Raw genomic sequence first — 23,826 nt, 5'->3', positions numbered from 1 at the left:
TCATTTACCTAAACAAAAGCTGGCGAAGATTTCATCCAGCAGGTTTTCAACGTCAATTCGACCTACCAACGCTTCTAATGCATGAATGGCCGATCGTAATTCTTCAGCTGCTATGTCGTAATGCTCTGGACCGTATTCGACAAGGGGCAGCACAACATCAAGGGCGGCCAAAGTCGATTGCATGGCGGTTCTGTGCCGCTCATGCGTAGCAAGACCAGCCTGCGAGGACCGGTTTCCTAAGATATTTTGCACCTGATCCAGCAGTTCTGACACGCCCTGACCTGTCAAACCAGAAACACCAACACCGGTTTGATCAGCTTTCGGTGACACGATGATATCATCCCTCACGGGCGTCAACGGCAGGTTCGTAACGTCATCTGTTAGGAAAATGCGAAGATCCGCGTCCTCGGCGCGCGACACTGCACGCGAAATTCCTAGCGCCTCAACCTTGTCCAGCCCTTTGCGCAGACCGGCAGTATCCAAAATTGTGACCGGAAGGCCATTTAGGTCCATCCGAACTTCGATCACATCGCGCGTGGTTCCAGCGACATCAGACGTTATCGCCGCATCCCGGCCCGCAAACGCGTTTAACAAAGTTGATTTCCCAGCATTGGGTCGTCCGACAATGGCAACTTCAAAACCAAGACGAATGCGCTCTGCGACACGACTGCCCGCAATTTCCCCCTGCAACTCTGACTTGACTTGAACAAGCAACGCCATGACTTCTGGCGACACGTCGATTGGAACATCTTCGTCGGCAAAATCAATTGTGGCTTCCATCAGGGCGGCGGCGCGGATTAGCGAACTACGCCACCCTTCGACCAGTTTCCCAAGTTCGCCTGAAACCACGCGCACCGCTTGCTTGCGTTGTGCTTCGGTTTCGGATTCGATCAGGTCCGCCAAACCCTCAACCTGCGCGAGGTCCATTTTGCCATTTTCCAGCGCACGCCGCGTGAATTCGCCAGGCTCCGCAAGCCGCATTCGAGGGTTGTCGCCCAAAGTCCGCAGCACGGACTGGACCACGGCAATACTGCCATGCAAATGCAGTTCAACAACGTTTTCGCCAGTGAAGCTATGCGGCGCGTCGAACCGCAGCACCAATGCCTGATCCAGCAATTCACCTGTGGGATCGCGGATTTCGCGCAAACCAGCCACGCGATCCGCAGGCATATTATTGATCAGCCCACCCAACACGACATGCGCGTCTGGACCAGACAACCGAACAACGGATACACCAGCACGGCCTTGGGCACTGGCGAGGGCAAAAATCGTTTCCATAAGCTTAACCCATTGTTATTGAACAATAAGTTACGTGTTCATTGAATCAAAGAAGTCCGAGTTGGTCTTGGTCTGTTTCAGCTTGGAAATCAGGAATTCAATCGCATCTGTGGTGCCCATCGGGTTCAAAATACGACGCAGCACAAAGGTTTTCTGCAGATCGACTTTGTCGACCAGCAGTTCTTCTTTGCGGGTACCGGATTTCAAGATGTCCATCGCCGGGAACACGCGTTTGTCTGCAATCTTGCGATCAAGAACAATTTCAGAGTTACCGGTGCCTTTGAATTCTTCAAAGATGACTTCGTCCATACGCGAACCCGTATCGATCAGGGCCGTCGCGATGATCGTCAGCGATCCACCCTCTTCGATGTTACGCGCGGCCCCAAAGAAGCGTTTTGGGCGCTGTAAGGCGTTCGCATCGACACCACCGGTCAGAACCTTACCTGAGGATGGCACAACCGTGTTAAACGCGCGCCCAAGGCGTGTGATGGAATCCAACAGGATCACCACGTCGCGTTTGTGTTCAACAAGGCGTTTGGCCTTTTCGATGACCATTTCCGACACCGCCACGTGGCGCGTCGCAGGTTCATCAAATGTGGATGATACCACCTCGCCTTTAACAGAGCGTTGCATGTCGGTGACTTCTTCTGGCCGCTCGTCGATCAACAGCACGATCAGGTAACACTCAGGGTGGTTTTGTTCGATGCTATTGGCGATGTTTTGCAACAGAACCGTTTTACCGGTGCGCGGCGGCGCCACGATCAACGACCGTTGGCCTTTGCCGATGGGTGCCACCAGATCAATGATCCGGGCAGAGCGATCCTTGGTTGTTGGATCAGCCGTTTCCATGTTCAAACGTTCGTCCGGATACAGCGGGGTCAGGTTTTCAAAGGCAACTTTGTGCTTGGCTTTGATCGGATCCTCAAAGTTGATCTTGGTCGTCAGCGTCAGGGCAAAATAACGTTCGTTGTCATCCGGCGCTTTGATCACACCGTCGATGGTATCACCGGTGCGCAGCGAATGGTGGCGGATCAGGTCGGGCGACACGTAAATGTCATCCGGGCCCGGCAGGTAGTTTGCCTCAGGCGAGCGCAGAAAACCAAAGCCGTCTTGCAAGACTTCCAACACGCCATCACCAGAGATTTCCCAACCTTCGTCTGCCCGTTCACGCAAGATCTGGAACATCATCTCGCCTTTGCGCATGGTCGAGGCGTTCTCGATCTCGAGCTCTTCGGCCATGGACAACAGGGCCTTCGGGCTTTGCTTTTTCAGGTCCGCAAGGTTTAGCTTTTCAACCGGACCATCTGTGGCCACATCCTGCGTCGTTTCTGCGGATACGTCTGTGTTTACATCATCTGTCATGGGAATACCTATCGCCAGCCCGCATGGGTTTCATGCGCTGGTGCTACTTTATCAATGTTCGCTTTACACGATCCCCGAATGGGGCGTTGCCGCTCAGATAAGAGTAAACCTGCCGCGAGTCAACGTTTTCAGAACTTCACAACCACCGAGATCACGATGACGAACATCAACACTGTCGGCACTTCGTTCATGATCCGGTAACGCCGCCCTTCAAGGACACCCGCGCCGGCAACAAACCGTTTGCGTTGTCCGCCAAGCCACATGTGAAACACCGTCATGGCAATCACGCTGATCGCCTTGAGCCATGGCCACACGTCCGACCAATCTACGATCCCTGGTGTCGCCACCAACAGCAAGCCAAAGATCCATGTCGAGATCATGGCCGGGTTCATGATCACTTTCAGCAGCTTCATCTCCATCATGCAGAACAGATCGTGGGTTTCACCGCTCAGCTGTACTTTCTCAGAATGATGGACAAACAGACGTGGAAGGTAAAAAATACCAGCCATCCACGAGATCACGGAAATGATATGGATCGACTTGATCCAAGGATAGGCAATGGCCAGTAGGTCTGTCATCTCGCGCTCCCTGCTCTGACCTTCCTATATAATAAATATATATAGAGAAAAGGATGATGATTAAGTAGGGACGCCGATTCCTGTGGATTAATGGGTTGTTCAGGGGCTTATCCACACAGGGAAAAATCTACACCTGCTTGTGTGGATAACTGTCGATTTCAGAAATTATTATTTAATAACAAAAGGATATCTGAAAACAACAAATCTCATTCGCGATAAACCTGTGCAAAACTCTGGGACATGATGTTTGTCCTCAGCAGCAACGTTATCCTTACCCCAAGAGGGCGAAATTGACACAAGTGCAGTGAGGCATGTTCGTTTAACCCCCTTGCCATACGGCCCGCCATTATTCAGAACAGTTCCTTAACAAACGCTTAATTTTGTCACGGGTTTATCCACATAGTTATGCCACTCATTCTAGCATCAGGTTCTGAAATCCGCGCGCAACTGCTGCGCAATGCTGGTGTTCCGTTCAACATAGAAATCGCACGTGTTGATGAAAAAATGATTAAGGAATCGCTTTTGGCCGAGGGTGCCAGCCCCCGTGATATTGCAGATGCGCTGGCAGAATCCAAAGCCCGCAAGGTCGCGTCCAAACACCCGGATGCCATGGTTTTGGGCTGTGATCAGGTGCTTGATTTCCAAGGCGCGCTGCTGTCCAAACCAGACAGCCCGGATCAGGCAATCAGCCAAATCAAATCCATGCGCGGCGAACGACACTCACTATTGTCCGCCGCAGTCATCTATAACGAGGGCAAACCGATCTGGCGTCACGTCGGCCAAGTCCGCCTGCGCATGCGCCAAGCGTCAGACAGCTACATCCAAGACTACGTGACCCGAAACTGGGACAGCATCCGCCACAGCGTCGGTGGGTACAAACTAGAAGAAGAAGGCGTGCGCCTGTTTCACAGCATCGAAGGGGATTACTTTAACGTCCTCGGTATGCCACTTTTGGAACTGCTGGCGTTTCTAACTCTCAGAGGTGAGATTGACTCATGAATAAAATTCCACTGGCCGGTGTGATCGGATCGCCGATTGCCCATTCAAAGTCGCCTCAGCTGCACAAACATTGGCTTAAAACCTATGGACTGCAGGGGTTTTACATCCCGATGGATGTGTCAAACGCCGACCTGCGCCAAGTTCTGACAACGCTGCCGCAAATGGGGTTTGTTGGCGTCAACGTCACGATCCCGCACAAAGAAACGATCCTTGAAATTGCCGATCTGGTCACAGACCGCGCCACGCTGATCGGTGCTGCCAACACGCTAATCTTTCGCAAGGATGGCAAAATTCACGCGGACAACACCGATGGCTACGGTTTTCTTGAAAACCTCAAGGCCGGCGCGCCGATGTGGAACCCAAAGGCGGGGGCTGCCGCGGTTCTTGGGGCTGGCGGTGCATCGCGCGCCGTTGTTGCCTCGCTGTTAGATGCCGGTGTGCCTGAAATCTTGCTGACCAACCGGACCCGTGTGCGCGCTGAAAAACTGGCCGCCGACTTTGGTCACCGCGTTCAGGTGGTCGATTGGGTGCAAGCCGGCAACATCCTTGAAGAAGCCGTGCTGACCGTGAACACCACATCGCTTGGCATGATCGGAAAACAAGACCTGCGCGTGCCGCTGGATGGTCTGCGCAAAGGGTCGATTGTCACCGATCTGGTTTACACGCCGTTGCAAACGCAACTGATAAAAGTCGCCGAACAACGGGGCTGCATCACCGTCGACGGTTTGGGGATGTTGCTGCACCAAGCGGTCCCGGCGTTCGAGCGTTGGTTCGGCAAACGCCCCGTCGTTGACAGCGCTACCCGTGCTGCGGCCCTGCGCTGATGTTCAAGCTTGGCCTGACAGGTTCAATCGGGATGGGAAAATCCACGACGGCGCAGATGTTCGGCGATCTGGGGTGCGACGTGTACGACGCCGACGCCGCCGTGCACCGGATGTACGGCAAAGGCGGGCTGGCGATTGAACCTATGCGCGCCATGATCCCCGCGGCCGTAGTGAATGACGAAATTTCGCGCGACCACCTGCGCGAGGCAATCATGAATGACCCGACGTTGCTGAAAAAGATCGAAGGGGTTGTGCACCCTTTGCTAGGTCAGGACCGCGCTGATTTCATGGCCAAGGTCACATCGGACATCGTGGTTTTCGACATCCCGCTGCTGTTTGAAACCGGTGGTCAGGTAAACATGAACGCGGTTGCCTGCGTTTGGATTGACGCGCAGACCCAAGAAAAACGGGTGATGGAACGCGGCATCATGACCCAAGAACAGTTCGAGGCGATCCGTGCCAAACAATTGCCCGCCGACGAAAAACGCGACCGTGCAGACTATGTTATCGTCACAGATACCCCTGAACACGCCCGCGCGCAGGTCGCAGAAATCGTAAACTCTATCCGCCAAGGAATTGCAGATGCGTGAAATCGTTCTTGATACCGAAACCACTGGGTTTGACCCGTTTTCCGGCGACCGCATCGTTGAAATCGGCGCGATTGAATTGCAAGGCCACGTCGCCACTGGCAAAACGTTCCACAAATACATCAATCCCGAACGCGGCATGCCGGACGAAGCCTTTCAGGTGCACGGGCTGGGCGACGATTTCCTGCGCGACAAACCAAAATTTGCACAAGTCGGTCAGTCCTTCCTTGATTTCATTCAAGATTCCAAACTGATCATTCACAACGCGTCGTTCGACATGAAGTTCCTGAATGCCGAACTTAAATGGATGAACCTGCCGCAAATTCCGATGGAACAGGCGCTTGATACGCTGCTTATCGCGCGCAAGAAATTCCCCGGTTCTCCGGCTTCGCTAGACGCGCTTTGCCGTCGTTTCGGGATCACAACAGAACGCGATTTGCACGGTGCCTTGCTGGATAGTGAAATTCTGGCAGAGGTGTATCTGGAATTGATCGGCGGGCGGCAGCCTGACTTTGGGCTGAACACATCGGCGCAATCGGGATCGGGTGCATCGGGCGATGTGTGGACACCAAAACCGCGCTCCACACCTCTGAATTCCCGGATTAGCGCGGCAGAGACCGCCGCGCATGACGCTTATATCACCAAAGAATTGGGCGGTGCCCCGCTTTGGCGCAAAACCTAGACCTTAGGCCGTGCCTGCGGATTCGTTTTCGGCCTGACGGCGCGCGATCTCGTTGCGGTACAACGCGATGAAATCGATGTTTTCCAAGTTCAGCGGAGGAAAGCCACCGTCGCGTGTCACGTCAGACACAACGCGGCGCAGGAACGGGAAAATCATGCGCGGGCATTCGATCAACAAGAACGGGTGCATCTGGTCTTCTGGCACGCCTTCGATGTGGAAAATGCCGACATAATCGATTTCCATAACGAACAGCGTCGCGTCGCCTTCTTTGGCTTTGGACGTGATGTTCAATTTGATCGATGATTCAAACTGGTTGTTGTCGCCACCGCGCTTTTTGGCGTCCAAATTCACCTGAACTTGTACGTCCGGTTGTGAATCCGTTGGCGCGCCTTTTTGTGCCATGATGTTTTCAAACGACATGTCGCGGATGAATTGACCCAAGATGCGCATTTGCGGCTGGGCTTGTTGTGCTTCGTTCTCGGCCATTTTCTTACTCCTGCGGAAATATCGGCGTTTTTACCGCTCTAACACCTTGGCGGGTGGGCCTCAATGCTTTGTCCCATTAGACGGCAGAGACGGGCCATCGTGTGGTTCTTTGACCTCTTCGAATTCGCCGTCGATGACGTTTGGATCATTCTGGGGGCGACGCTGACCACCCATATTGGCACCCATGCCACCGCCCATGGAAAACGATTGCACGTTCACCCGTTTGCGCAAATAGTTGAACGCCGCCGTGCGAAACTGTGGCACCATCAGCGCAAAGCCAACGGCATCGGTGAAAAACCCCGGCGTCAGCAGCAACGCACCGGCGAACAAGATCATCGCCCCATGGGCCAACGGCTCTGTCGGGTCGTTCAAATCCGAAAACGAAGATTGCAGGTTCGCCATCGCGCTGCGCCCCTGCGAGCGAACCAGATAGGTGCCCAAAAACGCGGTCACAATCACCACCAATAACGTTGGCCACAGCCCAATGGCCCCGCCAACTTGGATGAACAGCGTAATTTCAATCAGCGGTACGCCGATAAAAGCAAACAAAAGCCACATGTGGATCGGTCCTTTCACGTTCCCTACAGTGGACTTGTAGGGGGTCACACCCTACATAAGGGCAACAACGATCCGTTTCCATGTTTTACCCATATCGAGGCTTTTTATGAATTCACCCCTGATCCAGCTTTTGGTTTTGGCCGGTATTGCCGTTTTCCTGATCCTGCGCCTCAAAAGCGTGCTGGGCACCCGTGAAGGGTTTGAACAGCCCGAGGTCCAGACCCAACCGTCTGAACGCCGTGGTCGCCCTGACCTAGAGGTCATCGAAGGTGGCCCCGATCTGGACATCACCGATCACGTGGACGAAGGCAGCGATTCCGCAGACGCGCTGGCTGGCATGAAACGTCTTGAGCCATCCTTTGGTGTTGGTGATTTCATCGGTGGGGCCCGCGGTGCCTACGAGATGATCGTGATGGGGTATGAAAACGGCGATCTGGCCGAAATCCAACCCTTCCTGTCCGAAGAAATCTACGAAAGCTTTGTGGACGGTGTTGCCGCGCGCGAAGACCAAGGGCTGACAATCGAAGCGAACTTTATCGGTGTGCGTGAAATGCGCCTGTCAAATGCGACGCTGGACAAAGACACAAACGAGGCCGAAATCACGATCCGCTTTGTCGCCGAACTGACATCAGCTGTGCGCGACAAAGGCGGCGATATCGTTGAAGGATCGCTGACAGACGTCAAGAAACAAAAAGACACGTGGTCGTTTGCGCGCATCATGGGTTCGGATGATCCAAATTGGCTGCTTGTTTCTACAGACGCGTAAAAGGCGCGCTCACTTGGGTCTTTGCTGCGGGGTTTTTAACAATGACACCAGCAAAAGCCGAAGTGAGCTATCAGGTGCTGTCCTTTGACCAGTTAGACGGCTGGGCGGACGACGATCACGATGCCGCATTAACGGTTTTCCAAAACACCTGCCGCGACATGAAAGACCCCGATTGGGGGTCTTTGTGCGCCTACGCGACCCAAGCCACAGACGGGCGCGCGTTTTTCGAACTTCTGTTTCGCCCGGTCATGATTGATGACGGCAATGATGCAATGTTCACAGGGTACTTCGAACCGGAACTTGACGGCTCGCGCGTAAAGACGGCGCGCTACCGCTATCCGGTTTACGCAATGCCACCCGAGGCCCGCAAAATCCGCCCGTGGTTGACCCGCCGCGACATCCTTAGCACCGACGTCATGACGGGGCGCGGGCTGGAAATCGCGTGGGTCGATGATCCGGTTGAACTGTTCTTTTTGCAGATCCAGGGATCGGGGCGCATCCGCCTGCCCGACGGTAGTTTCCTGCGCGTTGGTTATTCAGGCGCGAACGGTCACACCTACCGATCCCTTGGGGCCGAACTGGTCCGCCGCAAGGTCTACAAACCCCATCAAGTCAGCGCGCAAGTGATCAAAAACTGGGTGCGCCGCAATCCAATTCAGGGTCGCGAACTGCTGTTCCACAATCCGTCGTACGTTTTCTTTCGCAGCGTCGATCAGGTGCCAGCACACAAGGGTCCGCTTGGCGCGATGAACAGATCAATCACGACTATGCGCAGCGTTGCGGTTGATCCGTCTTACGTGCGTCTTGGTTCGCCCGTCTGGATCGAAAAAGATGGTAAAAAGCCCCTGCGCCGTTTGATGATTGCCCAAGACACCGGATCAGCGATCAAAGGTGCGCAACGTGCTGATGTGTTTTTTGGCACCGGCGACAAGGCAGGTCGCGCCGCAGGTCGTTTGCGTGATCCCGGCCGCATGCTGGTTTTGATGCCGATCCAACGTGCGTTTGCCCTGCTACCCGAAGGTGCGCTGTGAGCCGAAAATTACGACCTGACGAAATCGAGTTATGGAAACAGGTCGCGGCGCAAACCGAACGGCTTGAAATGGGCACGCGCCCTGCCGCGTTGGACATCGAACCACAGTTCGTGCCCGCCCCCAAGCGCCGCAAAATGATCGACACCCTGTCAGTGCCGCAGGGAAAACTGGGCGCCAAACCTGCGAAACCCACTGCCCGCGCACATCTGATTCCGGCCATCGCTGACCAAGTCCGCACGGCCACAGTCCAAATGGACCGCAAGTCGTTTGATCAGATGAAACGGGGCAAGCTGAAACCCGAAGGACGCATTGATCTGCACGGCATGACGCTGGATCGCGCGCACCCTGCCCTGATGCAATTTATTCTGTCGGCCCAAGCCAATGGCAAACGGCTGGTGCTGGTGATCACGGGCAAGGGCAAAGCGCGCGACGACGGTGGCCCGATTCCTGTGCGGTTCGGCGTTTTGCGCCACCAAGTCCCGCAATGGATGTCGATGCCGCCGCTGTCCTCTGCCATTTTGCAAGTGACCCAAGCGCATCTGAAGCACGGCGGTGGCGGAGCCTACTACGTCTACCTGCGCAAGCCGCGCTAAAGATCGCGGGCATAGCGGCGCACCCCGATCCAGATCAGGATCGAGGTGAAGATAAAGAACGCGGCGACCCCGATGAACTGCGTCTCGAGACCCAAACCTTGGTCGATTAACAATCCCGTCAGCCCCGGCCCGATTGCGGATCCTAGAACCATGAACGCGGCTGCCAGCGCCTTGATCGAACCGATGTAGCGCGTGCCGTAGAATTCTGCCCAAAACGCCGAAGGCAGCGTCGAATTCGCACCTGACGTCAACCCCAACATCACGAACCCGACGACGGTCAGCGCGATGGATTGCGCATAGGCAAAACACAGGAATGCGGCGACCATGGGCAGCTGGAAAAACGGGATCAATCGCGGCGTGCCAAATTTATCAAGCGCCCAGCCCGACGCGATCATCGCGGCGATTGAAACGGTCGTGTAGACAGGGAACATCGACACCAAAGTCAGGTGCTCCCATCCCTTGAGTTCGGCAAAATACACCTGATGGAAAAAGAACGCGGTGTTGAACGCGGATGGGCCCAAAATGGCGGGCACCATGAACCAGAACAACGGGTGGCGCAGTGCCTCTATCCGGCCCCAGTGGCGGGCGTTCATTCCGAGCGATGCGTTTTCGCTGGCCATGGATTGCGGGGTACGTTCGCGTTTCAGCAATGCGATCAGTATCGGGATTCCAGCGAATGCCACCGCAGCTGCGATTACCCACAACCAGCGCCAATCCATCATCGTTAACAGCGCGACAAAGATGAACGGCAACACCGCCTCGCCCACGGAAAAGCCCAACGTCGCAATCGACAGCGCCTTGCCCCGCGCCGCCACAAACCAGCGTGCCATGGCGACAACTGCGATGTGGCTGGTCATGCCTTGGCCGGTGATGCGCAAACAAAAGATAACGACTGGTAGTGCCCATACGTATGGGTTGAGGGCCATTGCCAAACAGGCCACCGCCAATAGTGCCAGTATCACTGACCCAATGTTTCGCACGCGAAACATATCCGTCAGGCCCCCTGCCCAGACCATAACTGCTGCAGATGCAGTTGTGCCGATTGCGTAAATTCCGCCCCATTCACCGTGGCTCAGCAAAAATTCGGATTGGATTTCAGCCGCGAAAATCGAGATGAAAAACGTCTGTCCAAACGATGACAGCAAGGTCAATGATCCACCTGCGGCAAGCCACGGCGCGTTTGACGTCAGAAAATGTGTGGTGCGCATTTAGCGATCGCTGCCCGGTGATACAATAATCTGGGTGGCATTTCGCAAGACACGTTTGCGCCCTGGCAAAAGCCCGGCTGACCCCGTTTCACCAGAAAGGAATTGGCGATCAAGTCGACCCGCTGATTTTAGCAAAGCGATCAATGCAGGCGAACTGCCGGCAGTGAAATGATTGCCGCCACCGGCATCGGTAAAGGCGGTCACATCGACAAATTCGATTGGCAAATGCGCGAATTCGGAAATGTCCTCGACCGAGCCAAGTCGTGCTTCTTCCCACCGCAATCGGGCCGAAAACTTTAGCGCCTTGTCTGCGCGGGATTTGAAAACGATGAACGGTTCTGGCAGTTTCTTGAACGCTCGGGCTTGTGATAAAAACACATCCACGTTGATGTCCGGCGAGATCAGAACGACGCTGGACAGGTTTTCCGCAGACCATCCCGGTTCCTTGATTTCCATCTGGCGCAGCGTTTCCATCGCGAGGTTTCCACCCATCGAGTGGGCCACCAAAACGATACTGCTTGCGCCGCTGGCTTTGACGGTTTGCAGCAATTCTTGCAGGCCGTCACGGGCGAACAAAGCGCTGTCTGAATCGTATTCATACCCCAAAACGTGCCCACGGCTGGGCCATGAATAGGACACCATCGTGCTGGGCAATTCCAGATCATGAGCGAGCTGAGCAAGCCTGAATGACGAATCCGAAAAGCTGTAATTGTAGCCATGCACAAAAACGGTGACTTCGCGCTGCGCATCATAAGACTGGCGCAAAGCTGTTTGAAAATCACGCGGTTTTGCAAAGCGGTTTTGCGCGGCGATGACAAAATCTTTGGTTGGATTAGGCTTGTCGAAGCCATCTGAAATCGAACCCAAAGTGCGTTTCGGCGGGATCGAAATTTCCAGCTCTAGCAGTTGCAAATCCCTTGATCTGCCAATCCCGTAAACACCGGTTTCATCTAGTTTGCGCGTGGTGCCAACAAAGACGGTTTGGTTGTCGCCGATGTTCAACGCCCTAGGCAAAACCGGTGCGTCAGTACGGTTCGAACACCCACCAGCAATAATCAACGCACCTATGATGAACCAACGCATCTTGAACCTACTGCTGCTACCCTGTCCCAGACTTACCGCAGCAAATCCGGTGTGACCAGTCAAAGAACGTAGCGGCTAAGATCGGTGGAGCGCGTCAATTCGCCGAGGTTCGCCTCAACAAAGCCGGCATTCACCACGACTTTTTCACCGGCGCGGTCCGGTGCACCAAAAGACAGTTCCTCGAACACGCGTTCCATCACGGTGTACAAACGCCGCGCGCCAATGTTTTCGATGCTTTGGTTCACGTCGGCGGCGATTTTGGCAAGTGCCTTGATCCCGTCGTCTTCGAACGAAACGGTGACTTGTTCGGTGCCCATCAACGCTGTGTATTGACGGGTCAGCGCGTTGTCGGTTTCGGTCAGGATGCGCACAAAATCCTCTTCGGTCAGGGCGCGCAATTCAACACGGATCGGCAGGCGACCTTGCAATTCTGGCAGCAAATCAGACGGTTTAGCGATGTGAAAAGCACCCGAAGCGATGAACAAAATATGGTCCGTTTTCACGGTGCCGTGTTTGGTGCTGACGGTGGTGCCTTCGATCAAGGGCAGCAAATCGCGCTGCACACCTTCGCGACTAACGTCACCACCACGGGCATCAGAACGCGCACAAACTTTGTCGATCTCGTCCAGAAAAACGATGCCGTTTTGCTCGACCGCCTCAACCGCGGCGCGTGTCACGGTTTCATCGTCCAGCAATTTGTCGGCCTCTTCGCCGATCAGAACTTCGTAGCTGTCTGAGACCTTGAGCTTGCGCCGCGTGGTGCGCCCGCCCATGGCTTTGCCAAAAATATCACCAAGGTTCATCATGCCCATGCCACCACCCGGCTGGCCCGGAATGTCCATGGTCGGGAACGGGCTGGATGTGTCGGCGACCTCCAGCTCGATCTCGGTGTCGTCCAGTGCGCCCGAGTTCAGTTTTTTGCGAAACATGTCGCGGGTGCCGGCGCGGGCTTCGGACCCGGCGATGGCATCGATCACACGTTCTTCGGCGGCGTGACGGGCCTTGGCTTTGACGTCGTCGCGCATGTTTTCACGGGTCATCGCAATGGCGCTGTCGACCAGATCGCGGATGATTTGCTCGACGTCACGACCGACGTAACCGACCTCGGTGAACTTGGTCGCCTCAACCTTTAGGAACGGCGCCTTAGCCAGCTTTGCCAAGCGACGGCTGATTTCGGTTTTACCAACACCGGTGGGCCCGATCATCAGGATGTTCTTTGGGTACACTTCGTCGCGCAGATCATCGCCCAGTTGTTGACGGCGCCAGCGGTTGCGCATGGCTACCGCAACAGCGCGTTTGGCGTCGTTCTGACCGATGATAAAACGGTCCAGTTCGGATACGATTTCGCGAGGCGTCAGATCGGTCATGCTTTGATGCTTTCCACTGTCAGTTTTCCGTTGGTGTAGACGCAAATGTCAGCGGCGATCGCCATGGCGTCGCGCGCAATTGCTTCGGCGTTGCGGTCGCTGTCCATCATGCCACGGGCCGCCGCGAGAGCAAAGTTACCGCCCGATCCAATCGCTGCCACGTTGTGTTCAGGTTCTAGAACATCCCCTGCCCCAGTGATCACCAGCAGTTCGGTGCCGTCGGTTACGATCAACATCGCCTCTAGTTTCTGGAGGTATTTGTCGGTGCGCCAGTCCTTGGCTAGCTCAACTGAGGCGCGGGCCAACTGACCTGGTGTCGCTTCTAGCTTGGCCTCAAGTCGTTCGAGCAAGGTAAACGCATCTGCGGTGGATCCGGCAAATCCACAAACCACGTCAAAGCCGCCGGGTGACAAACGCCGCACCTTGCGCGCGGTGCCTTTGATCACGGTTTGACCAAGCGACACTTGACCGTCGCCTGCAATCACGACCTCGCCGTCCTTTTTGACGCCGATGATTGTGGTGCCGTGCCAGCCGGGGAATTCGTCGCGTGCCATGTGGAGTCTCCTGATAGGGCTTGGCAATCTATATGGCGCTGGGCGTGATGCGACACAAGTGCAACGGGCTTGTTGCGGGCCCTTGAACGACATAGCGTCGCGTTATGAGCACGCCAAAGACAGTACGATTTTTTCTCGAAGACAGGCTGCGTGAAAGTGCGCAATCAGGTCAGCATAATTTCATTAACAAAGTCGCAGATGTTTTGCGTGTGCACGGCTTTGATGTCGCGTTTCACAAGATGTCAGATCGTGGGACTGGCGGGTACGCGTTGACCCACATGAAGGTGCCCGAAACAGGACATGGCCTGACCTTTCGCCGCGTTTATCATTACCCGTTTTGGCAGATCGACCAAACGGATAAACGATGGGATTGGCGGGTGGCTCAGGCACAGTTTGACCCTGTGCAAATCGATGAAAAAGAAGCGAACCGTTTTTACAATTTCTGGCGTAAAAGGTTGTATGATTTGCAGGGCGACTGCGACGATGACGGGTTCGTTTACGTGCCTTTGCAAGGCAAGCTTACACAGCATCGATCGTTTCAAAGTTGTTCCCCGATCGAGATGATCGAACGTGTGATGGCTGCCTTGCCTGACCGCAAAATTATCGCGACGTTCCACCCAAAAGAAGAGTATTTACAATCAGAACAAAACACGATGGCGCGGTTGGAACAACGACATAGCCAGTTGGAATTGCGAACGGGTCAGATGATTGACCTGCTGCCAAAATGTGCCTGTGTTGTGACCCAAAATTCCAGTGCGGCATTCAATGGTTATTTTTACGGAAAGCCTGCCGTTCTGTTTGGTAAGATCGATTTCCATCACATCGCATTGGATGGCATGCAGCTGTCTGATTTTGGGCAAATTGCCAACCATCGCCCGGACTATGCCCGTTACATTTGGTGGTTTTGGCAAAATCAAAGCATTAATGCCGGCCATCCGTCGGCTGAGGAAAAAATCACGGATCGTTTGCGGGCATTTGGCTGGATTGAATAAAAAAGACGCCACCGAAGCGACGCCTTTTTCGAATAGTTTTAAGTCAACTTAGACTGAATCTTCGATCCAGCTTTTGAGCGCAGCTTTGGGTTTTGCGCCGGCCATGTTGGCCACGACTTCTCCGCCTTTAAAGATGAACAAGGCTGGAATGCCGCGCACGCCCATTTGGGCAGGTGCATTCGGGTTTTCGTCAACGTTGATTTTGACGATTTTCACTTTGCCTTCCATCTCGGCGGACAGCTCTTCGAGGGCTGGGCCGATCTGTTTGCAAGGACCGCACCATTCGGCCCAGAAATCCACCACAACGGGGATGTCGGATTGTTTCACTTCGGCGTCGAACTGTGCGTCCGAGACAGCAACGGTTGCCATTTGGCTTCTCCTCGAGGGGTGTTTATTTCAGGTGTTGAACCTATGGACGACGCGGTTAAACGTCAAGATATGGCGATGATTTAAGGGCATCAAACACAAGATCGTGTGGCAGCATCATCAGCGACTGTTCTTTTGTCCAAACGATACCTGTTTCGATTTTGTGGTCCGGATAGACGGCCTGTAGTGCGATCAAATAGGCCCCCATTTGTCGCAGAATCCCGTTCGGACACAAGTTCGGATTGGTTGGAACGACGGCGTTGGATTTGAAATCGATGGCCGTGATTGTGGTTGGCGTGATGATCAACCGGTCAATTGTGCCGTGCAAACGATGCGTGCCCAAAGGTGCGGTTATTGAAACTTCTGCCAGCGTGTCCCTTGCGAAAACATGAGCGAGATTTGCGGCATCTAACGTCGCACGCGCCTCCGCTGTGGCTTGTGCTACCAGCGCATCTGGCAAGGCTGACGACGCAGGCGCTTGGGCGTTTGGATGTTCCAGATGCCAGTGCACCAAAGTTCCGTAGGCCTTGGCGGTGTCTTCGTCTAGCGCCGCAGGGCCAGGCAGCGCTTTGGTGCCCTCCATTTTCGATGGCGACAGTGTTTGCTGTTTGGCCATTGGCGGTGGTGCTGCGCGGGTGAACAATGGATTTAGATTAGCGGTTTGCTTTTGCACGGATTTGGCGGAAACCAAGGTGGGCGCATCCCAATCCGCATGGGTCAATCGTTTGACCTGACCAACAACAGGAAACGGAGTATCAGTGGCGTTGCTGTGCACCATCGCCGCCTGAATAGTGCTGTACCAAGAATCCTCTGACGTCTTGCCCATGTCACCGGCACCAGCAACGATTAACCACTTTTCTGCTCGTGTTAGAGCCACATAGAGCAATCGCATCCGTTCATTCAGCTGCGACTCTTTCTTGTCTTCAATCGCAGTTTTCATGCGCGCGGGTGTGTCTGCTTCTTTCGCTTTCCAGACGGGGACATCACCGATTTCGATCATGTCACCGCGCACTGGATTGTCGCGTTTTCCAGTGTCGGGCAGGATCACGATTGGGGCTTCTAGCCCCTTTGCGCCATGCACCGTCATCACCCGAATTTGGTCCGAGGCGCTGTCGATCTGGCGTTTGATATCCAGATCGTCGGTCTTCATCCAAACTAGAAAACCGGTCAAACTGGGCACCGCAGTGCGTTCGTACGCCAGAGCCTGAGACAGCAACGCGTCGATCCCGTCCTGTGCTTCGGTTCCTAAACGCCCTAGCAATTTCCGGCGCCCGTCGTGTCGGGTTAGAATGCGTTCAATCAAGTCAAAGGGTCGCAGAAAATCAACATTGTCGCGTAGATCGCGCAACGTCGGGAACGTGTCGGGGAAATCGTCAGGCCTGCTGCGGATATTTGGCCAAAGATGTTCTTGGGTGCGGCGATGGGCAGTGTCGAAAAGCTGTTGTTCGCTCCAACCAAATAGCGGCGATTTTAGCGCAGTGGCGAGCGACAAACTGTCGTCAGGTGTCGCCAGAAACGACAGCAATGCGCCAAGGTCACGAACAGCCAATTCCGCGCCGACCTTAAGGCGATCCGCGCCGGCAATTGGCAGATCATGCGCCTTACAGGCACGAATTATTTCAGAAAATAGCGCGGAACGCCGTTGCACCAAAATCAGGAAATCACCTGCACGAATGGGTCGTTTGTTGAACGTGCCGTTCGCGTCCCCATCAACCGGAATTGTGTGTTTATCTCTGATTAGGGTCTGAATTGACTTGGCGATTTGATCCGCAAGAACAACGGAATGGTGTTTCGAGCTGCGTCGATCAACAGGGTCATACCAAACACGGTCGTCCTCGTCTTCGACCTTTTCAACAACGGGCCACAGGTCAACGCGACCCGGCAAATCGGATTTGAATGCGACGTGCTGGCTGTCTTTGGCAAATCCGGCCTGAATGCGATTGTCGAATGTTTGATCCACCAATCGCAAAATTGCCGCAGACGATCGGAATGAATAATCAAGTGTGGTTTCTTGAAAGCCAGCGCCGGCATCATCAAACTTGGCTTTGAATTCAGCCTGCATTCGGTCAAATTCGCGTGGATCTGCGCCTTGGAACGAATAGATGGATTGTTTTTTGTCGCCAACCACGAACAAGGTCCGCAATGTATCGGCGCGCGCACCCTCGCCGCTTGAAAACTCTTCGGCCAACCGGCGCACGACGTCCCACTGATCTGGGCTGGTGTCTTGGGCTTCGTCGACCAGAATGTGATCGATGCCGCCATCGATGCGGAACAAGACCCAAGCCGCAACTTTATCGTCGTTCAGCAGCTGTCGTGCCTTGAGGATCAGGTCGTCGAAATCCAGCCATCCGCGCACCAGTTTTGCACGCTCGTAATGTCCGATAAAAGCAAATGCAAAAGCGTGCAGAACTTGCGTGCGGTGCGCCGACATCAAGGCCAGTCGGGATTCACGCACATCTTCGATCCGCAGCATGAATGCCTCAAGCTGGGGCATCAAATGTGCGACAACGTCTTGGGTCGCTTTGGTGGGAAACGACCCTAACTTGGCGGAAAACGGGTCTTTTGCCTTTGCACCGGTCAGGAACACAGCTTCCAAAAGCGGCAGTGCGCTAAGATCCAACGCGCGGATCAGCTTTAGTTTTTCACCTGCTTTGGCGTCATTTCCACCTTTCGCAATCAGGCGTGGGATCAGTTCGTTGATCAGCTGTAGTTCGCCGCCAGCGAAGGCATTGGACATGATTTTGTCACTGCTGGCATCGGCCGGTTGATCGAACAACGCGAGACATTCAGCCCAGCTAAGCGGGTGATTGAACGCGCCGCGCTGCCCGACAATTTCTTGGGTCAACCGCAGAAAATCTTCGCCTGTGTATTGTTTTGCCAAGTTGGCGACCAAATGCGCCTCTGCCCCGCCTGCCATCTCGTCCACAATTTCGGCGCGCAACATGTCTGCCGCGCGATCTTCGATTTCGCTGAACTGCGGGCTAACTTTTGCCTCAAGCGGGAAGCGTCGTAAAAGGGCCGCACAAAACGAGTGGATCGTTTGGATTTTCAGACCACCCGGGGTTTCAATCGCGCGGGCAAACAGCGTGCGCGCATCTGTCAATTGACGCGCATCTGCGGTGCGTTCGACACCCAAGTCTGTTAATTCCGAGCGCAATTTATCATCAGGCAGCATCGCCCAATCACCCAAACGCTTGAACAACCGGTTCTGCATCTCGGATGCGGCAGCTTTGGTGTAGGTCAGGCACAGGATGTGTTGCGGTTGCACGCCTTCCAGCAATAATCGCGCGACGCGGTCGGTCAAAACACGGGTTTTGCCAGAGCCAGCATTGGCGGCCAACCACGTGGATGTTCCGGGGTGAGCGGCGTCCATTTGTCGGCGTGTTGCTTCGTTGATGATGCTCATTTCAGATCCTCCGGCACGGGGGCATCTGTGCCATCCCACTCGCCAAAACGGGCCAGCTGATCGTAGTCGCCGGTTTCACGCTCTGACTTTGGAACGCGCTGGGCGGTGAACCCCTGATCTTCGGACAAGTAGGAGCGGATGAGTTGCGCCAATTCGTCCAGAACCTTGGCTGGCGGTTCTTTGTCCAGCGGCGCGCGCACTTCGACCGGATTACTGCCCAGCCCGATGAACACGGCCTCGTCCACAGATTTTGCGCCTACGTGTTTGAAATCGCCGCGCTCTAGCATCGCCGCTTCGATCAGCAGTTGTTTGTCAAAACGGGCCTGTTCTTTGGCGCTGGGCGGGGCACCGGTTTTGTAGTCATAAACCGAAACGCTGTGCGCGCTGGTTTGATCGATCCGATCCGCGTAACCGGTCAGGGTAAAGCCAAGATCAGGCATGTCCATCACGCCTTTGGCCTTTTTCTCGAGCGCGATTGGCGTGCCATTTTTGCGACGTGTCATTTCGCGTTCGACGAACCAATCGGTGACGCGGGACAGGCGTGATAACCATAATGTGCGCGCCGCGGGCCAGGGGACTTCGGCGGTCAAAATCTGCTCAGCGATAGCCATCAAGTGGGTCGCATTCAGCAACGATGGATCGTCGTGCACGTCCTTTACGAACTGCTCCATCACCGAGTGGATCAAGATGCCGCGCATGGGTGCGTCGGGCGAAGGCGAGATCGCGTTGAGCGGTCGCAGGCGCAGCGCATGTTTGGCGTAAACCGCGTAAGGATCGCGGATCAGACGTTTGATTTCTGTCACTGATAATGCGTGCGGGCGCGCAGACAAAGGCGGGCGCGGCGAGGGGCGATAGGCACGCGCAACAGGTGTTGGTTCTTCTAGCGCGTGGGCCATCGCCAGCCATTGATCACCACGTTTGACCATATCTTCTAGGGCGGTTTTGCCGCCTTGTTCAGGCAAGCCATTCAGCAAGTTTTGCAAACGGTTTAGCCAGCGTGACGGCACGGTTTCGGCATCATCCGAGCGCACAGATCGCGTGATCCAAACCTCTGGCGCTGCAATCGCTTGTTGGAAATCATGGGCGGACAGACCGATGCGGCGCTCGGGCAGCAGTAAACCGGCGGCGTTGCGCATTGAGCGGTTCAACCACGGATCTGGTTTTGGCGCTTCGGGCCACGTGCCTTCGTTCAAACCGCCAAGGATCACCAGATCGGCTCCTTGGACGCGCGCCTCTAGCGTTCCCCAAATCATGACGTTCGGGTGGGGGGCATCGCGGTCGCGGACTTCGCCTGCTGACAGCAACGCACCGACAAGGTCGCTGTAATCCGACGCGGACATGTCGCCACCGTATTCTGCGTTGTCAGACAGGTTTTGCATGACAAGCAGCGCCTCTTGTCCTGCGCCTTTTTTCCACAATTCCCCTGTATCAGAGCCTGTTTGACCGGTCGCGACGGCCTCGGCCAAGTGCATGTGTGCGGCGACCCAATCTGTCAAACTGCGGTCCTGAGTATCGTGGTGCGCACACAATGTTTGACCTACCCAAGCGGCCCAATCCGTAAACGCGTCGGGCTTTTCCAACTTGGTGGCGGCAAGTGACGCGATCCGGTCGATCCCGTCCGGAGTCGGGTATGGCAAACCTTCGCGGCGGGCGCGCAGTTCCAGTCGCTGCGTGTTCAACTGGTGCGTTCCGCGATCTTCGGCGCTGTGGGTGAGGGGGTGTTTCAGCAAGGTTAGCAGTGCTTCGGTATCGAGCTTGCGAGTGAACAGCCCCGCGATGTGACGCAAAAACCGACCCGGAGGCGACAGATGCAGCGGCGCACCGGCACTGTCGTCAGGCAAAATATCCCAGCGATCCAAAGCGGCGGAAACTTGGCGTGACAACATTCTGTCGGGTGTGATCAAGGCCGCGGATTGCCCGTCTTCGGCCGCCTTGCGCAAACGCATCGCAATGGCCAACGCCTCGTCTCGCGGTGTTTCGGCCTGAACCAGCGTTACGTCTTTTAGTCCGGCGGGGATGTCTTGCAAACTTGGCCCCTCGGTTAACCATGCATCGGTGACCGGCGCAGGACGCAAGGCCAGCGACACCAGTTTGTTCCGGGATGGGGCAGGTGCCGTGTGCGCGTCCCATTCCTTGACGTCAGGCCTTAGCAAATCCAACGCGCGCATAAGCTTGTAAAACCGGTATTGCGGGTGATCTTCGGACAACATTTCGTCACTCAGGCTGTGCCATGCCGTGTCTTTCATATCGAAATCGAAACCGGGCAAAACCACAGCGCCTTGTGGCAGTTTCGCGATCGCCTGCATCAGCAACATTGTGGTGCCGCGTGATCCTGTTGAGCCGGCCAAAATAATCGGATGCTGCGGTGGGTTTTGGTCCCACTGCGCGATCAGCCCATCGACGATCAGACGTTGGCGCGCCTCTGCATCTGGGTTGTCTTGGGACAAACCAACGTAGGTTTGGGCAATATTGATAAAGGTTTTGGCACGTTCCCAATGCCCCGATTGATCGGTCACATCCAGATTTTCGACAGCGCTTGCTGGCACGCCTTCGCCCTGCATTTCGTCGAGCAACGCGGCAAGGCTATCTGCCAGATCATAAAGCGAAGCGCGTGGCGCAAGGTCCGGTTGTTTGTCCAGCAGATCAGCGACCAGTTGGATCAGTTCAAGCCGACGCCGCAACGGCGGGGCAGGTTGGGCAACGGTCAGGGTGTCCGATAACCCTTCTAATTCGGACAAAACGCGGATGCGCGGCAGCAAAAGCGCGGGGCCTGCGTCGAACAAATCACGCATACGACGGGCCATGCGCCGCGTGTTCACGATGACCTCGATCCGCGCCATGTCTGCGGGTGGTTTGCCGTGCATTTTAGTGCCGAGACCCTCGGCCAAAGCCCGCGGAAAATCGATACCGGGGGCGATTCCAAACACGCGTGGGATCAGTGAGGGATCAAACATTTAGCAACTCTTCGGCTTGGGCGATGCCGCCGGGATGACCAACATCGCACCATCGGCCGGGGTAGGGCAGGCCAAACAGTCGATCGTCCGCCAACATTTGATCCCAAATCACGTTCAGCGAAAACGCCTGTTCAGGAACTGCGGCAAGGCGATCCGTTTTGATGATTTGCACGCCGCCATAAACCAAACCGTGGCCACGGTTGATCTGGCCATCAGGCGAAATAGAAAAATCGCCGTTGCCGTTGTATCCGACGGTTTGATCGACAGGGATGCAGACCAACAGCGCGTCCATCGTGTCAGGCTGCCATGCCTCCAGCGCCAGTTTGACCGGATTGGGTCCGGACCAAATCGCGTCGGTGTTCATCGTCACAACCGGGCCATTGCCCAAGATCGGCAGTGCATTTCGCAATCCGCCGCCGGTCTCGAGAATGTCGGGGCTTTCGGTAATCGTGCGCACGTTTGTGTCGGCCAAATGCGTCTGTAGCATGTGCGGCAAATAATGGAGGTTCGCGAGAATTGTTTTGGGTTCAATCGCATACGCATAATCCAAGGCATGATCGATCAATGGGCGCCCGGCGACGTGCACCAATGGCTTTGGTTGATGGGCGGTCAGGTGTTTCATCCGCGTGCCAAAGCCCGCAGCAAACAGCATCACGGATGTGGGAGTGTTGCGCATTGGGATTTCAAATGCTCCAGAAAAACAGGGGTGGGCGGCGGTAGATCAGCGTTGATGATCGTGGCGATACCGGTCAATGCGGGGTGCCGCAAATTGGTTTGGATGTGCCCCCAAACCCGAGGGATCAGATCGACGTAATGCGCCTTGCCGTCACGCATGCACAGGCGCGCAAACACCCCGAGAATGCGCAGGTTTCTCTGCAGCCCAAGGATGGCGTATGCGCGTTCAAAATCATCCGCATTCAAACCGTTCTGGGCGACGTAATGCGCCTTCATTTCGGTTTCGATATTTGCGCTTACATCGCGGCGCGCGTCCTGCAAAACCGACACCAGGTCATAGGCAGGATGACCGGACATTGCGTCTTGGAAATCCAGTAAACCAACACGTGCGACACCACTGCGCAAAGGCAGCCAAAGCAGGTTTTCCGCATGGTAATCACGTTGGATCAGAACGCGCGCGGCCTGATCCAACGGCGCAATCAGGTTGTGAAATGCAGCAGTGAATCGTGCTGTTGTTTCGGGGGTTTTTCCGCGCGCATACCAAACATACGCCAATGCCGCCATTTCGGTCATGACATCTGCATCATACGGTTTCAGGTCGAGACAAGGCGCGCCATGCAAATGCGTCAGCACGTCTACTGCGGCAGTGTACAACGGGCGCTCGAGGCTGGCATCTTGTTGTAAAACATGGGCAAATAGGTCGTCGCCTAAATCCTCAATCAACAAAAACCCGCGTTCAGCGTCGGTGGCCAGGATCTCTGGCGCGCTAAGACCAATCGCACGCAGATGGTTTGCGATTTGTACAAATGGGCGCACATCCTCGCCCCTTTCACGTGGCGCATCCATCAGGATAATCGTGTCGCCGTTCGGTTTTGTCAGTCGATCATAGCGGCGATTGCTGGCATCCCCCGCAACCGTTTGGCGCTGGGCGTCTTGCCAACCTGCACCGGCAATAAAGTCGTTCGAAGCGTTTTGTCGGTCAGTCATTTTGCCAGTCTTTCATCGCGTCGTTCCATCGTGGGTCTGTCCAACTGACAACCATACTGCGCGCATCATCGGATGTACCCGCGGACAGTGCAATATTCAGTGCGTTTTGTGGGGTGTATTCGCCCAATCTGTCGGGCCATTCAATCAGGCATATGGCATCGATCATGGCGTCCACCAACCCCAATTCCTCGATCTCGTAGTACGACGACAACCGGTACAAATCCGTATGCCACAGGGGGCCGGATCGGGTGTCGTAGGTTTGAACTAATGTAAAAGTTGGCGAAGGAATGTCTTCTGCCTCGATCAACAAAGACGTGATCAAAGCGCGTGCAAAAAAGGTTTTGCCAGCACCGACGTCACCAGCAAGCAATAGGGTATCGCCCATCGTCAGCTTGGCACCGATTTGAATGGCAAAATCTGCCGTTGCATCAACGGAAGGTAGATCAATTATCAAGGTGTTGGCTGCCATTCAGGCATGGTGGCGCGGGGT

The 23,826-nt window shown here is 55.2% G+C and carries 23 protein-coding genes; 8 read left to right on the top strand and 15 right to left on the bottom strand.

Annotation, left to right across the window (positions count from 1 at the left end):
• The 3 genes from mnmE to ACFIO0_RS17455 all read right to left on the bottom strand — a co-directional run bounded on the left by mnmE (position 1) and on the right by ACFIO0_RS17455 (position 3,218).
• Positions 1 to 1,278: a tRNA uridine-5-carboxymethylaminomethyl(34) synthesis GTPase MnmE gene (gene mnmE, locus ACFIO0_RS17465; protein WP_390911671.1), complete on the bottom strand. Its 1,278-nt coding sequence runs from the start codon at positions 1,276 to 1,278 to the stop codon at positions 1 to 3.
• Between the two features lie 30 nt (positions 1,279 to 1,308).
• Positions 1,309 to 2,640 (bottom strand): transcription termination factor Rho, encoded by a 1,332-nt coding sequence (gene rho, locus ACFIO0_RS17460; protein WP_390911670.1) that lies wholly within the window; start codon positions 2,638 to 2,640, stop codon positions 1,309 to 1,311.
• Between the two features lie 128 nt (positions 2,641 to 2,768).
• The gene (locus ACFIO0_RS17455; RefSeq protein WP_390911669.1) at positions 2,769 to 3,218 is read right to left on the bottom strand and encodes a CopD family protein; all 450 of its coding nucleotides are present in this window, start codon (positions 3,216 to 3,218) and stop codon (positions 2,769 to 2,771) included.
• Positions 3,219 to 3,623: 405 nt separating this feature from the next.
• Between ACFIO0_RS17455 and ACFIO0_RS17450 the strand changes: the two genes are divergently transcribed.
• From ACFIO0_RS17450 to dnaQ, 4 genes are read left to right on the top strand one after another with little or no spacing between them, the layout of a single operon-like run.
• Entirely contained in the window at positions 3,624 to 4,217 is a 594-nt protein-coding gene (locus ACFIO0_RS17450) for a Maf family nucleotide pyrophosphatase (RefSeq protein ID WP_390911668.1), read from the top strand.
• Positions 4,214 to 5,041 (top strand): shikimate dehydrogenase, encoded by an 828-nt coding sequence (locus ACFIO0_RS17445; protein WP_390911667.1) that lies wholly within the window; start codon positions 4,214 to 4,216, stop codon positions 5,039 to 5,041. The genes ACFIO0_RS17450 and ACFIO0_RS17445 overlap by 4 nt, the downstream gene beginning before the upstream one ends.
• Complete coding sequence (coaE, locus tag ACFIO0_RS17440; protein ID WP_390911666.1) at positions 5,041 to 5,631, top strand: dephospho-CoA kinase; 591 nt, start codon at positions 5,041 to 5,043, stop codon at positions 5,629 to 5,631. Before ACFIO0_RS17445 ends, coaE begins: the two co-directional genes overlap by 1 nt.
• Positions 5,624 to 6,310 carry a DNA polymerase III subunit epsilon gene (dnaQ, locus tag ACFIO0_RS17435; RefSeq protein WP_390911665.1) on the top strand — a complete coding sequence of 229 codons (687 nt, stop codon included), beginning with the start codon at positions 5,624 to 5,626 and terminating at the stop codon, positions 6,308 to 6,310. The genes coaE and dnaQ overlap by 8 nt, the downstream gene beginning before the upstream one ends.
• Before the next feature lie 3 nt (positions 6,311 to 6,313).
• Here dnaQ and secB read toward each other — a convergent pair whose 3' ends face one another.
• Both secB and ACFIO0_RS17425 read right to left on the bottom strand, forming a co-directional pair.
• Positions 6,314 to 6,796: a protein-export chaperone SecB gene (gene secB, locus ACFIO0_RS17430; protein WP_390911664.1), complete on the bottom strand. Its 483-nt coding sequence runs from the start codon at positions 6,794 to 6,796 to the stop codon at positions 6,314 to 6,316.
• Between the two features lie 60 nt (positions 6,797 to 6,856).
• The gene (locus ACFIO0_RS17425; protein WP_390911663.1) at positions 6,857 to 7,354 is read right to left on the bottom strand and encodes an FxsA family protein; all 498 of its coding nucleotides are present in this window, start codon (positions 7,352 to 7,354) and stop codon (positions 6,857 to 6,859) included.
• Between the two features lie 106 nt (positions 7,355 to 7,460).
• Here ACFIO0_RS17425 and ACFIO0_RS17420 point away from each other — a divergent pair, with 106 nt between their 5' ends.
• The 3 genes from ACFIO0_RS17420 to ACFIO0_RS17410 are packed head-to-tail and all read left to right on the top strand — an operon-like array spanning position 7,461 to position 9,744.
• The gene (locus ACFIO0_RS17420; protein WP_390911662.1) at positions 7,461 to 8,120 is read left to right on the top strand and encodes a Tim44/TimA family putative adaptor protein; all 660 of its coding nucleotides are present in this window, start codon (positions 7,461 to 7,463) and stop codon (positions 8,118 to 8,120) included.
• Positions 8,121 to 8,161: 41 nt separating this feature from the next.
• The gene (locus ACFIO0_RS17415; RefSeq protein WP_390911661.1) at positions 8,162 to 9,151 is read left to right on the top strand and encodes an MltA domain-containing protein; all 990 of its coding nucleotides are present in this window, start codon (positions 8,162 to 8,164) and stop codon (positions 9,149 to 9,151) included.
• Positions 9,148 to 9,744 (top strand): Smr/MutS family protein, encoded by a 597-nt coding sequence (locus ACFIO0_RS17410; RefSeq protein ID WP_390911660.1) that lies wholly within the window; start codon positions 9,148 to 9,150, stop codon positions 9,742 to 9,744. Before ACFIO0_RS17415 ends, ACFIO0_RS17410 begins: the two co-directional genes overlap by 4 nt.
• Here ACFIO0_RS17410 and ACFIO0_RS17405 read toward each other — a convergent pair.
• From ACFIO0_RS17405 to hslV, 4 genes are read right to left on the bottom strand one after another with little or no spacing between them, the layout of a single operon-like run.
• Positions 9,741 to 10,952, bottom strand: a complete 1,212-nt coding sequence (locus ACFIO0_RS17405) for an MFS transporter (RefSeq protein ID WP_390911659.1) — start codon at positions 10,950 to 10,952, stop codon at positions 9,741 to 9,743. The genes ACFIO0_RS17410 and ACFIO0_RS17405 overlap by 4 nt on opposite strands.
• Entirely contained in the window at positions 10,953 to 12,035 is a 1,083-nt protein-coding gene (locus ACFIO0_RS17400; protein ID WP_390911658.1) for an alpha/beta fold hydrolase, read from the bottom strand. It abuts the gene before it with no gap.
• 59 nt (positions 12,036 to 12,094) lie between these two features.
• Positions 12,095 to 13,402 (bottom strand): ATP-dependent protease ATPase subunit HslU, encoded by a 1,308-nt coding sequence (gene hslU, locus ACFIO0_RS17395; RefSeq protein ID WP_390911657.1) that lies wholly within the window; start codon positions 13,400 to 13,402, stop codon positions 12,095 to 12,097.
• Positions 13,399 to 13,956, bottom strand: coding sequence for an ATP-dependent protease subunit HslV (hslV, locus tag ACFIO0_RS17390; RefSeq protein ID WP_390911656.1), 558 nt, complete (start codon positions 13,954 to 13,956; stop codon positions 13,399 to 13,401). Before hslV ends, hslU begins: the two co-directional genes overlap by 4 nt.
• 104 nt (positions 13,957 to 14,060) lie before the next feature.
• Here hslV and ACFIO0_RS17385 point away from each other — a divergent pair, with 104 nt between their 5' ends.
• Entirely contained in the window at positions 14,061 to 14,948 is an 888-nt protein-coding gene (locus ACFIO0_RS17385) for a hypothetical protein (RefSeq protein WP_390911655.1), read from the top strand.
• Positions 14,949 to 14,996: 48 nt separating this feature from the next.
• On the opposite strand, the gene trxA is transcribed toward ACFIO0_RS17385, so the two are convergent.
• From trxA to tsaE, 6 genes are read right to left on the bottom strand one after another with little or no spacing between them, the layout of a single operon-like run.
• Positions 14,997 to 15,317, bottom strand: coding sequence for a thioredoxin (gene trxA / locus ACFIO0_RS17380; protein WP_390911654.1), 321 nt, complete (start codon positions 15,315 to 15,317; stop codon positions 14,997 to 14,999).
• A 55-nt stretch (positions 15,318 to 15,372) separates the two neighbouring features.
• Positions 15,373 to 18,720, bottom strand: a complete 3,348-nt coding sequence (gene addA / locus ACFIO0_RS17375; protein ID WP_390911653.1) for a double-strand break repair helicase AddA — start codon at positions 18,718 to 18,720, stop codon at positions 15,373 to 15,375.
• Positions 18,717 to 21,674, bottom strand: a complete 2,958-nt coding sequence (addB, locus tag ACFIO0_RS17370; protein ID WP_390911652.1) for a double-strand break repair protein AddB — start codon at positions 21,672 to 21,674, stop codon at positions 18,717 to 18,719. Before addB ends, addA begins: the two co-directional genes overlap by 4 nt.
• Positions 21,667 to 22,350 (bottom strand): NTP transferase domain-containing protein, encoded by a 684-nt coding sequence (locus ACFIO0_RS17365; RefSeq protein ID WP_390911651.1) that lies wholly within the window; start codon positions 22,348 to 22,350, stop codon positions 21,667 to 21,669. Before ACFIO0_RS17365 ends, addB begins: the two co-directional genes overlap by 8 nt.
• The gene (locus ACFIO0_RS17360) at positions 22,326 to 23,336 is read right to left on the bottom strand and encodes a phosphotransferase (RefSeq protein WP_390911650.1); all 1,011 of its coding nucleotides are present in this window, start codon (positions 23,334 to 23,336) and stop codon (positions 22,326 to 22,328) included. The genes ACFIO0_RS17365 and ACFIO0_RS17360 overlap by 25 nt, the downstream gene beginning before the upstream one ends.
• Positions 23,329 to 23,805, bottom strand: coding sequence for a tRNA (adenosine(37)-N6)-threonylcarbamoyltransferase complex ATPase subunit type 1 TsaE (gene tsaE / locus ACFIO0_RS17355; RefSeq protein WP_390911649.1), 477 nt, complete (start codon positions 23,803 to 23,805; stop codon positions 23,329 to 23,331). Before tsaE ends, ACFIO0_RS17360 begins: the two co-directional genes overlap by 8 nt.
• Positions 23,806 to 23,826: the final 21 nt, after the last annotated feature.

The organism is Pseudosulfitobacter sp. SM2401, from assembly GCF_042932805.1.
GTDB lineage: Bacteria > Pseudomonadota > Alphaproteobacteria > Rhodobacterales > Rhodobacteraceae > Ascidiaceihabitans.
The sequence above is the reverse complement of the archived record's forward strand: the minus strand, read 5'-3'. Positions and strand labels throughout refer to the sequence as shown.

What these genes read in the sequence shown, in the direction of transcription:
- secB (WP_390911664.1), bottom strand. Translation starts at nt 6,796, where the DNA reads ATGGCCGAGAACGAAGCACAACAAGCCCAGCCGCAAATGCGCATCTTG.
- dnaQ (WP_390911665.1), top strand. Translation starts at nt 5,624, where the DNA reads ATGCGTGAAATCGTTCTTGATACCGAAACCACTGGGTTTGACCCGTTT.
- ACFIO0_RS17425 (WP_390911663.1), bottom strand. Translation starts at nt 7,354, where the DNA reads ATGTGGCTTTTGTTTGCTTTTATCGGCGTACCGCTGATTGAAATTACG.
- ACFIO0_RS17365 (WP_390911651.1), bottom strand. Translation starts at nt 22,350, where the DNA reads ATGCGCAACACTCCCACATCCGTGATGCTGTTTGCTGCGGGCTTTGGC.
- ACFIO0_RS17405 (WP_390911659.1), bottom strand. Translation starts at nt 10,952, where the DNA reads ATGCGCACCACACATTTTCTGACGTCAAACGCGCCGTGGCTTGCCGCA.
- rho (WP_390911670.1), bottom strand. Translation starts at nt 2,640, where the DNA reads ATGACAGATGATGTAAACACAGACGTATCCGCAGAAACGACGCAGGAT.
- trxA (WP_390911654.1), bottom strand. Translation starts at nt 15,317, where the DNA reads ATGGCAACCGTTGCTGTCTCGGACGCACAGTTCGACGCCGAAGTGAAA.
- ACFIO0_RS17415 (WP_390911661.1), top strand. Translation starts at nt 8,162, where the DNA reads ATGACACCAGCAAAAGCCGAAGTGAGCTATCAGGTGCTGTCCTTTGAC.
- hslU (WP_390911657.1), bottom strand. Translation starts at nt 13,402, where the DNA reads ATGACCGATCTGACGCCTCGCGAAATCGTATCCGAACTGGACCGTTTT.
- ACFIO0_RS17385 (WP_390911655.1), top strand. Translation starts at nt 14,061, where the DNA reads ATGAGCACGCCAAAGACAGTACGATTTTTTCTCGAAGACAGGCTGCGT.
- ACFIO0_RS17450 (WP_390911668.1), top strand. Translation starts at nt 3,624, where the DNA reads ATGCCACTCATTCTAGCATCAGGTTCTGAAATCCGCGCGCAACTGCTG.
- ACFIO0_RS17445 (WP_390911667.1), top strand. Translation starts at nt 4,214, where the DNA reads ATGAATAAAATTCCACTGGCCGGTGTGATCGGATCGCCGATTGCCCAT.
- ACFIO0_RS17400 (WP_390911658.1), bottom strand. Translation starts at nt 12,035, where the DNA reads ATGCGTTGGTTCATCATAGGTGCGTTGATTATTGCTGGTGGGTGTTCG.
- ACFIO0_RS17455 (WP_390911669.1), bottom strand. Translation starts at nt 3,218, where the DNA reads ATGACAGACCTACTGGCCATTGCCTATCCTTGGATCAAGTCGATCCAT.
- tsaE (WP_390911649.1), bottom strand. Translation starts at nt 23,805, where the DNA reads ATGGCAGCCAACACCTTGATAATTGATCTACCTTCCGTTGATGCAACG.
- hslV (WP_390911656.1), bottom strand. Translation starts at nt 13,956, where the DNA reads ATGGCACGCGACGAATTCCCCGGCTGGCACGGCACCACAATCATCGGC.
- mnmE (WP_390911671.1), bottom strand. Translation starts at nt 1,278, where the DNA reads ATGGAAACGATTTTTGCCCTCGCCAGTGCCCAAGGCCGTGCTGGTGTA.
- addA (WP_390911653.1), bottom strand. Translation starts at nt 18,720, where the DNA reads ATGAGCATCATCAACGAAGCAACACGCCGACAAATGGACGCCGCTCAC.
- ACFIO0_RS17360 (WP_390911650.1), bottom strand. Translation starts at nt 23,336, where the DNA reads ATGACTGACCGACAAAACGCTTCGAACGACTTTATTGCCGGTGCAGGT.
- coaE (WP_390911666.1), top strand. Translation starts at nt 5,041, where the DNA reads ATGTTCAAGCTTGGCCTGACAGGTTCAATCGGGATGGGAAAATCCACG.
- ACFIO0_RS17420 (WP_390911662.1), top strand. Translation starts at nt 7,461, where the DNA reads ATGAATTCACCCCTGATCCAGCTTTTGGTTTTGGCCGGTATTGCCGTT.
- addB (WP_390911652.1), bottom strand. Translation starts at nt 21,674, where the DNA reads ATGTTTGATCCCTCACTGATCCCACGCGTGTTTGGAATCGCCCCCGGT.